Below are 11,008 nucleotides of genomic sequence, written 5' to 3'. Positions count from 1 at the left end.
GAGCGCATCGAGCTGCTCCTCGACCCCGACACCCCGTTCCTGGAACTGTCGCCGCTGGCGGCCTGGGGCAGCGAGTACGCGGTCGGCGCCTCCCTCGTCACCGGCATCGGCGTCGTCGAGGGCGTCGAGTGCCTGATCACCGCCAACGATCCCACCGTGCGCGGCGGCGCCAGCAACCCGTGGTCGCTGAAGAAGGCCCTGCGCGCCAACGACATCGCGCTCGCCAACCGGCTGCCCTGCATCAGCCTGGTGGAGTCCGGCGGCGCCGACCTGCCGTCGCAGAAGGAGATCTTCATCCCCGGCGGCGCGATCTTCCGGGACCTGACCCGGCTGTCCGCGGCCGGCATCCCGACCGTCGCCGTCGTCTTCGGCAACTCCACGGCCGGGGGCGCGTACGTCCCCGGCATGTCCGACCACGTGATCATGGTCAAGGAGCGGGCGAAGGTCTTCCTCGGCGGGCCGCCGCTGGTGAAGATGGCGACCGGCGAGGAGAGCGACGACGAGTCGCTGGGCGGCGCGGAGATGCACGCGCGCGTGTCCGGCCTCGCCGACTACTTCGCCGTCGACGAACAGGACGCCCTGCGCCAGGCCCGGCGGGTCGTCGCCCGCCTCAACCACCGCAAGGCGTACGACGATCCCGGACCGGCCGAGCCGCCCAAGTACGACCCGGAGGAACTCCTCGGGATCGTCCCCGGCGACCTCAAGGTGCCGTTCGACCCGCGCGAGGTGATCGCCCGGATCGTCGACGCCTCCGACTTCGACGAGTTCAAGCCGCTCTACGGGACGAGCCTGGTCACCGGCTGGGCGAGCCTGCACGGCTACCCGGTGGGCGTCCTCGCCAACGCCCAGGGCGTGCTGTTCAGCGCCGAGTCCCAGAAGGCCGCCCAGTTCATCCAGCTCGCCAACCAGCGCGACATCCCGCTGGTCTTCCTGCACAACACCACCGGCTACATGGTCGGCAAGGAGTACGAGCAGGGTGGCATCATCAAGCACGGCGCGATGATGATCAACGCGGTCTCCAACTCGAAGGTCCCCCACCTCTCCGTCCTCATGGGCGCCTCCTACGGCGCCGGCCACTACGGCATGTGCGGGCGCGCCTACGACCCCCGCTTCCTGTTCGCCTGGCCCAGCGCCAAGTCGGCCGTGATGGGCCCGCAACAGCTCGCCGGGGTGCTCTCCATCGTCGCCCGCCAGTCGGCCGCCGCGAAGGGCCTGCCCTACGACGAGGAGGGCGACGCCGCCCTGCGCGCCATGGTCGAGCAGCAGATCGAGTCCGAGTCGCTGCCCATGTTCCTGTCCGGGCGGCTGTACGACGACGGTGTCATCGACCCGCGCGACACCCGCACCGTTCTCGGCCTGTGCCTTTCGGCCGTCCACACCGCCCCCTACGAGGGCGCGCGGGGCGGCTTCGGCGTCTTCCGGATGTGAGGGACCTTCCAGTGACCACTTCCATCACTTCCATCACTTCCATTACTTCCGTGCTCGTCGCCAACCGCGGTGAGATCGCCTGCCGCGTCTTCCGCACCTGCCGTGCGTCCGGAATCAGGACGGTCGCCGTGTACTCGGACGCCGACGAGAACGCGCTGCACGCGCGCGTGGCCGACACGGCCGTACGGCTGCCGGGTGCCACGCCCGCGGAGACGTATCTGCGGGCCGACCTGATCGTGAAGGCCGCCGTCGCGGCGGGCGCGGACGCCGTGCACCCCGGCTACGGCTTCCTCTCCGAGAACGCCGGCTTCGCGCGCGCCGTTCAGGACGCCGGTCTCGTCTGGATCGGCCCGCCGCCCGAGGCGATCGAGGTTATGGCGTCCAAGACGCGCGCGAAGGCGCTCCTGGGGCTCGCCCCCCTGCACGCCGACGAGGTGACCGAGTCCGACCTGCCCGTCCTGGTGAAGGCCGCCGCGGGCGGTGGTGGGCGCGGCATGCGCGTCGTACGCCGCCTCGCCGAGCTGAAGCCCGCCCTGGAGGGCGCGCGCGCCGAGGCCGCGAGCGCCTTCGGCGACGGCGAGGTCTTCGTCGAGCCCTACGTGGAGAACGGCCGCCACGTCGAGGTGCAGATCCTCGCCGACACCCACGGCACGGTCTGGGCGCTCGGCACCCGCGACTGCTCCCTCCAGCGCCGCCACCAGAAGGTCGTCGAGGAGGCCCCGGCGCCCGGACTCCCCGGCGAACTCGTCGACGAGCTGTGCGCGACGGCGGTGCGGGCCGCGCGCGCCGTCGACTACACCGGCGCCGGAACCGTCGAGTTCCTCGTCGCCGACGGCCGCGCCCACTTCCTGGAGATGAACACCCGCCTCCAGGTCGAACACCCCGTCACGGAAGCCGTCTTCGGCCTCGACCTGGTGGCCGAGCAGATCCGCGTCGCGGAGGGCCACGCCCTCGCCGCCGAACCGCCACGCGCGCGTGGCCACGCCGTCGAGGCCCGCCTCTACGCCGAGGACCCGGCCGCCGACTGGACCCCGGGGACCGGCACCCTGCACCGCCTCGCCGTCCCCGACGGCGTCCGCCTCGACACCGGTTTCGGCGACGGCGACACCATCGGCGTCCACTACGACCCGATGCTCGCCAAGGTCGTCGCCCACGCCCCCACGCGCGCGGAGGCCGTCCGTACCCTCGCCGGCGCCCTGGAGAAGGCGACCGTCCACGGCCCGGTCACCAACCGCGACCTCCTCGTCTCCTCCCTGCGGCACGAGGAGTTCACCTCCGCCCGCATGGACACCGGCTTCTACGACCGGCACCTCACGACCCTCACCGCACCTGCCCCCGACCCCTACGCCCCGCTGGCGGCGGCCCTCGCCGAGGCCCACGGCCGCTCCCGCTTCGGCGGCTGGCGCAACCTGCCCTCCCAGCCGCAGACCCGCCGCTACCTCCTGGCGGGCGAGGAACACGAGGTCCGCTACCACCACACCCGGACCGGCCTCACGGCGGACGGCGTCCATGGTGTCCACGTCGTCCATGCCGACGCGGCCCTCGTCGTACTGGAGACCGACGGCGTCCGGCGCAGGTTCCGGGTGGCCCGCTACGGCGACCGGGTCCACGTGAACGGCACCACCCTCACCGCCCTGCCCCGCTTCCCCGAGCCCGAGGACCAGCGCGCCCCCGGCTCCCTGCTGGCCCCGATGCCCGGCACGGTCGTCAAGATCGCGGACGGCCTTGTCACCGGATCGAGTGTCGAGGCGGGCGAACCGATCGTGTGGCTCGAAGCGATGAAGATGCAACACGTCATCTCGGCACCGACGGCGGGGACGCTGACGGCACTGCAAGTGACGGAAGGACAGCAAGTGGAGATGGGGACGCTCCTGGCCATCGTGCAGGAGTCCGACCCAGAGGCGCGGGGAACCGCGCGACCAGCCACCCACGGAGCCGCACCGAAGGAGCCACAGTGACCATCCTCATCGAATCCGACGAGCACCATGCCCTGCGCGAGGCAGTCGCCTCCTTCGCCAAGGGCCGCAGCAGCACGGCCGACAACAAGACCCTCTGGCAGGAGGCCGCCAAGCTCGGCTACATCGGCGTCAACCTCCCCGAGGAGTACGGCGGCGGAGGCGGCGGCATCGCCGAACTCTCCCTCGTCCTCGAAGAACTCGGCACGGCGGGATGCCCGCTGCTGATGATGATCGTCAGCCCGGCCATCTGCGGCACGGTGATCGCCCGCTTCGGCACGAACGCCCAGAAGCGGGAGTGGCTCCCCGCCCTCGCCGACGGCTCCCGCCTGATGGCCTTCGGCATCACCGAGCCCGACGCCGGCTCCAACAGCCACCGCATCACCACCACCGCCCGCCGCGACGAGGCGAGCGGCGACTGGCTGCTGACCGGCCGCAAGGTGTTCGTCTCCGGCGTGGACATCGCCGACGCCACCCTCATCGTCGGCCGCACGGAAGACTCCCGCACCGGCAGTCTCAAACCGTGCCTGTTCATCGTCCCGCGCGACGCCCCCGGCTTCACCCGGCGGCCCATCGACATGGAACTGCAGGCGGTGGAGAAGCAGTTCGAGCTGGTCCTGGACGACGTACGGCTGCCCGCCGATGCCCTCGTCGGCGACGAGGACGCGGGACTGCTGCAGCTGTTCGCCGGCCTCAACCCGGAGCGCATCATGACGGCCGCCTTCGCGATCGGCATGGGCCGCTATGCCCTCGGCAAGGCGATCGCCTACGCCCGCGAGCGCACCGTCTGGAAGACCCCCATCGGCGCCCACCAGGCCATCGCCCACCCCCTCGCCCAGGCCCACATCGACCTCGAACTGGCCCGCCTGATGATGCAGAAGGCGGCCCAGCTGTACGACGCGGGGGACGACGCCGGCGCGGGCGAGGCCGCCAACATGGCGAAGTACGCGGCCGGGGAGGCCTGCGTGAAGGCGGTCGACCAGTCGGTGCACACCCTCGGCGGCAACGGACTCACACGCGAGTTCGGCCTCGCCTCGCTGATAACGGCCTCGCGCGTGGCTCGTATCGCTCCGGTGAGCCGGGAGATGATTCTCAACTACGTCTCCCACCAGACCCTGGGCCTGCCCAAGTCGTACTGACCGTCCGGTCACCAGCCGGCCGGCGAGGAGGAACCGTGTTCCGCAGCGAGTACGCAGACGTCCCACCCGTAGACCTCCCCATCCACGACGCCGTGCTGGGCCATGCCGCCGAGTTCGGCGACCTGCCCGCCCTCGTCGACGGCACCGACGGCACCACCCTCACCTACGAGCAGGTGGACCGGTTCCACCGGCGGATCGCCGCCGCCCTCGCCGAGGCCGGCGTCCGCAAGGGTGACGTCCTCGCCCTGCACAGCCCCAACACCGTGGCCTTCCCCACCGCGTTCTACGCCGCGACGCGCGCCGGGGCCACCGTCACCACCGTGCACCCGCTCGCCACCGCCGAGGAGTTCGCCAAGCAGCTCGGCGACTCGGCCGCCCGCTGGATCATCACCGTCTCCCCGCTGCTGGAGACGGCCCGCCGGGCCGCCGAACTGGCGGGCGGCGTCGAGGAGATCTTCGTCTGCGACAGCGCCTCCGGACACCGCTCACTGATCGACATGCTGGCCTGCGCCGCCCCCGAGCCGCAGATCGCCATCGACCCCGTCGAGGACGTCGCCGCCCTGCCCTACTCCTCGGGCACCACCGGCGTCCCCAAGGGCGTGATGCTCACCCACCGGCAGATCGCCACCAACCTCGCCCAGCTCGAACCGGCGATCACGGCGGGCCCCGGCGACCGCATCCTCGCGGTACTCCCCTTTTTTCACATCTACGGCCTCACCGCTCTCATGAACGCGCCGCTGCGCAGGGGCGCCACCGTCGTCGTGCTGCCCCGCTTCGACCTGCAGACGTTCCTCGCGGCCATCCAGAACCACCGCATCACCGGCCTGTACGTGGCCCCGCCGATCGTCCTCGCCCTCGCCAAACACCCGGCGGTCGCCCAGTACGACCTGTCGTCCCTGCGATACGTCATCAGCGCCGCCGCACCCCTGGACGCCGGCCTCGCCGCCGCCTGCTCCGCCCGCCTGAACCTGCCGCCCGTCGGCCAGGCCTACGGCATGACGGAACTGTCGCCCGGCACCCACGTCGTCCCCCTCGACGCCATGCGGGAGGCCCCCGCCGGCACCGTCGGCAAGCTGATCGCCGGCACCGAGATGCGCATCGTCTCCCTCGACGACCCCGACAAGGACCTCGGAGTCGGTGAAACGGGCGAGATCCTCATCCGCGGCCCCCAGATCATGAAGGGCTACCTGGGCCGCCCCGACGCCACCGCCGCCATGATCGACGGCGACGGCTGGCTGCACACCGGCGACATCGGCCGCGTCGACGGTGGGGGCTGGCTGTTCGTCGTCGACCGGGTCAAGGAACTCATCAAGTACAAGGGCTTCCAAGTGGCCCCCGCCGAACTGGAGGCCCTGCTGCTCACCCACCCCGGCATCGCCGACGCCGCCGTCATCGGCGAGTACAACGACGACGGCAACGAGGTGCCGCACGCCTACGTGGTCCGCCAGCCGACCGCCCCCGACCTCGCCGAGGGAGAGGTCGCGATGTACGTCGCCGAACGCGTCGCACCGTACAAACGCGTCCGCCTCGTCACCTTCATCGACACCGTCCCGCGCGCGGCCTCCGGGAAGATACTGCGCCGCGAACTGAGGGGCCGCCCATGACCGCGCGGGAAGAGGCGCCCGGCACGCAGACGGCGGGAGAAGCGTCCATGACCTCACTGATCGGCCGCACCCGCGACCGTGGCGTCGAGACACTCAGCCTCGACGCCACCGGGACGCGCAACGCCCTCTCGGCCGCCCTCCTCGCCGCACTCGCCGACGCGCTCACCGACTGCGCCGAGGACCCCGACGTCCGCGCGGTCGTCCTCACCCACACCGGCGGCACCTTCTGCGCCGGCGCCGACCTGCGCGACCCTCCCGCCCCCGACGCCTTCGTCGCCCTGCTGCGGCAGCTCGTCGAACTGCCCCGACCGGTCGTCGCCCGCGTCACCGGACACGTCCGCGCCGGCGGCCTCGGCCTCCTCGCCGCCTGCGACATCACCGCCGCCTCCACCGGGTCGACGTTCGCCTTCACCGAGGTACGCATCGGCGTGGCCCCGGCGGTCATCTCCCTGCCGCTCCTCCCGCGCACCGACCCCCGCGCCCTGTCCCGCTATTACCTCACCGGCGAACGCTTCGACGCCCCCGAGGCGGCCCGTATCGGCCTGCTCACCGCGACCGCCGACGACGTCGACGCCGTACTCGCCCCGGTCCTTGACGGTCTGCGCAAGGCCGCGCCGCAAGGCCTGGCGGAGACGAAGCGACTGCTCACGGTTAGGGTGCTGGAGGCGTTCGAGCGGGACGCGGCCGACCTCACCGCGCTCTCCGCCGAACTGTTCGCCTCTCCGCAGGCCCGCGAGGGAATGACGGCATTTCTCGAACGACGGGAACCCGCATGGGTGTTGTGAGCCCGGTCGACCGCGACCGCGCCCCCAAGCAGGACCGCAGCCGGGCCACCCGGCAGCGGCTCCTGGAAGCCGCTGTGGCCTGCCTCGCCGAACGCGGCTGGGCGGGCTCCACGGTCTCCGTCGTCGCGGAGCGGGCCGGTGTCTCCCGCGGCGCCGCCCAGCACCACTTCCCCACCCGCGAGGACCTCTTCACCGCGGCCGTCGAGTACGTCGCCGAGGAACGCTCCCTCGCCCTGCGCGCCCTGTTCCCGCAGGGCGCGGCGGGCGCGGGTCACGTCGACCGGCGCGCCGTCGTCTCCGCCCTCGTCGACCTCTACACCGGCCCCCTCTTCCGGGCCGCCCTGCACCTGTGGGTCGCCGCCTCCAACGAGGAACAGCTCCGCTCGCGCGTCACCGAGCTGGAGGCCCGCGTCGGCCGCGAGACCCACCGCATAGCCGTCGAGCTGCTCGGCGCCGACGAGTCCGCGCCCGGCGTCCGCGAAACCGTCCAGGGCCTCCTCGACATGGCGCGCGGCCTCGGTCTCGCCAACCTGCTCACCGACGACGCCCCCCGCCGCGACCGGGTCGTCTCCCAGTGGGCGGCCCTGCTGGAACAGAACCTCGGCCGCTGAGCGACCGGGCCGGGCGATCCACCGGACCGGCGGGCCGCCCCCCTCTCACGGGCTGAGCCGCTCCACCCGCCAGCCGTCGTCCGCCTCCGCCACGTACCGCAGGCGGTCGTGCAGCCGGTTCTCCCGGCCCTGCCAGAACTCCACCGACTCCGGCGCCACCCGGAAACCGCCCCAGTGCGGCGGCACCGGCACCTGCTCGCCCTCCGGATAGCGGGCCGCCAACTCGGCGTAGGAGGCGTCGAGGTCGTCACGGGAGGCGATCACCGCGGACTGCACGCTCGCCCACGCGCCGAGCTGCGAGCCGTGCGGCCGGGTCCGGAAGTACGCCGCCGTCTCGTCCCGGCGCGTACGCCGCGCCACGCCCCGCACGATGACCTGCCGGGCCATCGGATGCCACGGGAACAGCAGGCAGACGTGCGGATTCTCCGCGAGATCGCGGGCCTTGCCGGAGTCGTAGTTCGTGTAGAAGACGAAGCCCTGCTCGTCGAAGTGCTTCAGCAGCACCGTGCGGGAGGAGGGCCGCCCCTGGGCGTCCGCCGTGGAGACGACCATGGCGTTCGGCTCGAACAGGTGCGCCTCCGCGGCGGCCTGCTTGAACCAGCGCGCGAACTGTTCCAGGGGCGTGGCGGCCAGCTCGGCCTCGTCGAGGCCCTCCGCCCGGTACTGCTTGCGCATGGAGGCGGGATCGGGAGAGACGGTTTCTGCGTGGTCCACGCCGTCATCTTGCCGCACCCGGGCCCCCGGCAGCAGGGGCCTCCCCCACCCGAAGGTGGCACTGAGTGCCGCGCCACTCCCCAAAGGTGGCACTCGGGGATATGGTGCTGATGCCATCCCGGTTGGGTGACCGCCGACCGCAACGGGCATCACTGGGGTGACCGCCCAGGACCGCGAGTCCCCGCACGGACCGTGGATCCACCGGCGCCATCTGTCGCACACATCACGAGGAGCCGCCTGATGTCCGACTTCGACCCCGGTTTTGTACCTGGCCTCGAAGGAATCGTCGCCTTCGAGACGGAGATCGCCGAACCGGACAAGGAGGGCGGCGCACTCCGGTACCGGGGCGTCGACATCGAGGACCTGGTCGGCCACGTCTCCTTCGGCAACGTATGGGGCCTGCTCGTCGACGGTGCCTTCAACCCCGGACTGCCGCCCGCGGAGCCCTTCCCCATCCCCGTCCACTCCGGTGACATCCGCGTCGACGTCCAGTCCGCGCTCGCCATGCTCGCGCCGGTCTGGGGCCTCAAGCCGCTCCTCGACATCGACGCCGAGCAGGCCCGCGAGGACCTCGCCCGCGCCGCCGTCATGGCGCTGTCGTACGTCGCCCAGTCCGCCCGCGGCCAGGGCCGCCCCATGGTCCCGCAGAGCGAGATCGACAAGGCCCAGTCCGTGGTCGAACGCTTCATGATCCGCTGGCGCGGCGAGCCCGACCCCAAGCACGTCGCCGCCGTCGACGCCTACTGGACGTCCGCCGCTGAGCACGGCATGAACGCCTCCACCTTCACCGCCCGCGTCATCGCCTCCACCGGCGCGGACGTCGCCGCCGCCCTGTCCGGCGCCGTGGGAGCGATGTCAGGCCCGCTGCACGGCGGCGCCCCCTCCCGCGTCCTCGGCATGATCGAGGAGATCGAGCGCACCGGCGACGCCGACGCCTACGTCAGGCAGGCCCTCGACAAGGGCGAACGCCTCATGGGCTTCGGCCACCGCGTCTACCGCGCCGAGGACCCCCGCGCGCGCGTGCTGCGCCGTACCGCGCGCGAGCTGGGCGCACCCCGCTTCGAGATCGCCGAGGCCCTGGAGAAGGCGGCCCTCGCCGAACTCCACGCCCGCCGCCCGGACCGCGTCCTGGCGACCAACGTGGAGTTCTGGGCGGCCATCGTCCTGGACTTCGCCGAGGTCCCCGCGCACATGTTCACGTCGATGTTCACGTGCGCGCGCACGGCCGGCTGGTCGGCGCACATCCTGGAGCAGAAGCGCACCGGCCGCCTCGTCCGCCCCTCCGCCCGCTACATCGGCCCCGGCTCCCGCGGCCCGCGCGAGATCGAGGGCTTCGACGACATCGCCCGCTGAGCGGCGTGACCCACTGAGCCGGAACGGCGGTCGTCACGCGGGGCTGAGCAGCTCCGCGTGATGGCGCTCGGCGACCAGCGGATGGGCCCGCAGTTTGCCCTTCAGCTCGTTGAACCCGTACTCGGCGAACAGCGGGTTGGCCGGATCGTCGGTCACACCCGGCGCGGCGGACGCGTGCGGGAAGGGCAGCGGCTCCACGCGCGCGTCCAGCCGGGGGTTGTAGAAGAACGGCACGGAGAACCGCTCGACCGCGCTCGGCGGCGACACCACCCGGTGGTTGGTGGCCAGCAGGTAGCCGTTCGTCGCCACCTCCAGCAGCTCACCGAGGTTCACCACGAAGGCCCCGGGCAGCGGCGGCACGTCATGGAAGAGCCCGTCCTCGCGCTGCACCTGGAGCCCGCCCACCTGGTCCTGGAGCAGCAGCGTCAGGAACCCGTAGTCCTTGTGTGCGCCGACCCCCTGGCCGGTGCCGTCGCCCGCGCTCCCCGGATAGCGCACCAGCTTCAGGTGCGGATGCGCGCGCTCCCCGAACACCGGGTCGTAGAAGTCCGCGGGCGCCCCGATCGCGGCGAGCAGTTCGTGCAGCAGCTTCTCCGCGACCCCGCTGAGGCGCTCCACCCACCGCAGCGCGGCCACCCGCAGCTCGGGCAGCCCGGCGGGCCACTGGTTGGGCCCCTCCAGCCACCAGTAGGCGGGCTCTCCGGGCCCCGGCACCCGCGCCGGCCGCTCCGCCCCGATGTCCAACTGGTCGCGCCAGTCCTGCCGGCCGCCGGTCCGCTCGTCGCCGGTGCGCGTATAGCCCCGGAAGTGCGGCGAGTTCACATTGTCGATCGCGAGCCGCTCGGCCTCGGGCAGCGCGAAGAACCGCCGCATCGCGGAGGTCAGCGCAGCGGTCTCCTCCTCGCTCACCCCGTGCCCCACGAGCTGGAAGAACCCCACGTCGTGCGCGGCGCTGTGCAAGCGCGCGTGCAGCAGCGCACGGGCTTGCGGCCCACGGTCGGCGGCGGAGAGATCGATGATCGGCAGTTGCTGGTACGACGGGTTCGTCGACACGTTCGTCATGGTGCGTCCGCAAGGTGTACGGGTCCCGCGCGAGCGCCGTGGGTGGGGCGGGCGCACGGGTGCCAAGTGGGCAGAGAGGGGGAAACGCGGGCGGCTGCTGAACCGCGAAGGGGGCCGGACAGCTCAGAGGGAGCGTCGACAGCCCATGCTCGTGACGCGGACGTAGTCCACGTGGCGGCGTCGAACGAGCGGAAGCATGCGCTCAGAGTACTCCTCGCCCGTAAATCCGTAAGTGGCGCACATCACGCACCGAAGATTCCACGGCGGGGGCGGCTCGGACGGCAGGGTCCGTGAACGCAGGCGACCCGCGAGTCTGGTCCTCCGGGGAGGGCCGGCCGGACTTACCGGCGACTCGCG

Annotated in this window: 9 protein-coding genes; 7 read left to right on the top strand and 2 right to left on the bottom strand. The window is 72.2% G+C overall.

Going from position 1 to position 11,008, the window contains the following annotated elements:
* The 6 genes from BZL64_RS09215 to BZL64_RS09190 all read left to right on the top strand — a co-directional run.
* Positions 1-1,428, top strand: a 1,428-nt coding sequence (locus BZL64_RS09215; protein ID WP_086767924.1) for an acyl-CoA carboxylase subunit beta, incomplete at its 5' end; no start/stop codon positions are given.
* Between the two features lie 41 nt (positions 1,429-1,469).
* A complete protein-coding gene (locus tag BZL64_RS09210) occupies positions 1,470-3,386 on the top strand; it encodes an ATP-binding protein (RefSeq protein ID WP_086767934.1) in 1,917 nt (638 codons plus the stop codon).
* Positions 3,383-4,522 (top strand): acyl-CoA dehydrogenase family protein, encoded by a 1,140-nt coding sequence (locus BZL64_RS09205; RefSeq protein WP_086767922.1) that lies wholly within the window; start codon positions 3,383-3,385, stop codon positions 4,520-4,522. The genes BZL64_RS09210 and BZL64_RS09205 overlap by 4 nt, the downstream gene beginning before the upstream one ends.
* A gap of 35 nt (positions 4,523-4,557) precedes the next feature.
* On the top strand, positions 4,558-6,126 hold the full coding sequence (locus tag BZL64_RS09200; RefSeq protein WP_086767920.1) for a 4-coumarate--CoA ligase family protein: 1,569 nt from the start codon (positions 4,558-4,560) through the stop codon (positions 6,124-6,126).
* Between the two features lie 47 nt (positions 6,127-6,173).
* Complete coding sequence (locus tag BZL64_RS09195; RefSeq protein ID WP_086767932.1) at positions 6,174-6,911, top strand: enoyl-CoA hydratase family protein; 738 nt, start codon at positions 6,174-6,176, stop codon at positions 6,909-6,911.
* Entirely contained in the window at positions 6,899-7,522 is a 624-nt protein-coding gene (locus BZL64_RS09190) for a TetR/AcrR family transcriptional regulator (RefSeq protein WP_086767918.1), read from the top strand. The genes BZL64_RS09195 and BZL64_RS09190 overlap by 13 nt, the downstream gene beginning before the upstream one ends.
* 45 nt (positions 7,523-7,567) lie before the next feature.
* Here the strand turns inward: BZL64_RS09190 and pdxH are convergent, their stop codons facing one another.
* Positions 7,568-8,197, bottom strand: coding sequence for a pyridoxamine 5'-phosphate oxidase (gene pdxH / locus BZL64_RS09185; protein WP_107430244.1), 630 nt, complete (start codon positions 8,195-8,197; stop codon positions 7,568-7,570).
* Between the two features lie 279 nt (positions 8,198-8,476).
* On the opposite strand from pdxH, the gene BZL64_RS09180 reads away from it, so the two are divergent.
* Entirely contained in the window at positions 8,477-9,589 is a 1,113-nt protein-coding gene (locus BZL64_RS09180) for a citrate synthase 2 (protein ID WP_086767914.1), read from the top strand.
* 33 nt (positions 9,590-9,622) lie between these two features.
* Here the strand turns inward: BZL64_RS09180 and BZL64_RS09175 are convergent, their stop codons facing one another.
* On the bottom strand, positions 9,623-10,651 hold the full coding sequence (locus tag BZL64_RS09175; RefSeq protein ID WP_086767912.1) for an isopenicillin N synthase family dioxygenase: 1,029 nt from the start codon (positions 10,649-10,651) through the stop codon (positions 9,623-9,625).
* Between the last annotated feature and the right edge of the window lie 357 nt (positions 10,652-11,008).

This window comes from Streptomyces bobili, from assembly GCF_002154575.1.
GTDB lineage: Bacteria > Actinomycetota > Actinomycetes > Streptomycetales > Streptomycetaceae > Streptomyces > Streptomyces bobili.
The sequence above is the reverse complement of the archived record's forward strand: the minus strand, read 5'-3'. Positions and strand labels throughout refer to the sequence as shown.

Bases quoted from the DNA above. Each gene is read 5' to 3' on its own strand.
- BZL64_RS09195 (WP_086767932.1), top strand. From the start codon at position 6,174: ATGACCTCACTGATCGGCCGCACCCGCGACCGTGGCGTCGAGACACTC.
- BZL64_RS09190 (WP_086767918.1), top strand. From the start codon at position 6,899: ATGGGTGTTGTGAGCCCGGTCGACCGCGACCGCGCCCCCAAGCAGGAC.
- pdxH (WP_107430244.1), bottom strand. From the start codon at position 8,197: ATGCGCAAGCAGTACCGGGCGGAGGGCCTCGACGAGGCCGAGCTGGCC.
- BZL64_RS09180 (WP_086767914.1), top strand. From the start codon at position 8,477: ATGTCCGACTTCGACCCCGGTTTTGTACCTGGCCTCGAAGGAATCGTC.
- BZL64_RS09175 (WP_086767912.1), bottom strand. From the start codon at position 10,651: ATGACGAACGTGTCGACGAACCCGTCGTACCAGCAACTGCCGATCATC.